The 596-nt window shown below is 66.3% G+C and carries 1 protein-coding gene; it reads left to right on the forward strand.

Annotated elements, in window-relative coordinates; all coding sequences use genetic code 11:
* Positions 1-30: 30 nt before the first annotated feature.
* The coding region (locus tag AC4FS3_RS29115) for an ATP-binding cassette domain-containing protein (RefSeq protein ID WP_491023437.1) at positions 31-596 on the forward strand (566 nt) is incomplete at its 3' end.

Genomic DNA, 596 nt, shown 5'->3' on the forward strand with positions numbered 1-596 from the left:
GGCGGGAAAGCGCCTGATGCGCGTCGCCGAATGAACCCGTCGAGTTTCATCAGCGTGGCCTTCAGGGGTGTGTTCGGCGGCTTCGTTCTCGACGCCGCCTTCACCACGCCTACCCACGGCGTAACGGCGCTCTTCGGGCCCTCGGGATGCGGCAAGACGACGGTGCTGCGCTGCATCGCCGGTCTGCAGCGCCTCGCTGACGGATATTGCGCGGTCAATGGCGACGTCTGGCACGGAGGCCGCAGCTTCCGCCCTGTCCATCAACGGCCGATCGGCTACGTCTTCCAGGAGCCTGGTCTTTTTCCGCATCTTACGGTGACCGGCAACCTGCTTTACGGGGCCCCTGGCCGCAGCCCGCTGAGGCCCGGGGACCCGGCTGGTTTCGATGAAGTGGTCGCCCTGCTTGGACTTGAGAAGCTGCTCGATCGCGCGCCGCGCAAGCTCTCCGGCGGCGAACGTCAACGGGTTGCGATCGGGCGCGCGCTTCTGTCCCGGCCGCAGCTGTTGTTGATGGATGAGCCGCTTTCGGCGCTTGACCCGCAGGCCCGGGGCGAGGTCCTGCCGTTTCTCAGACGATTACACGACAGCCTCTCGTT

The sequence above is a fragment of the Pseudogemmobacter sp. TB195 genome, from assembly GCF_058313095.1.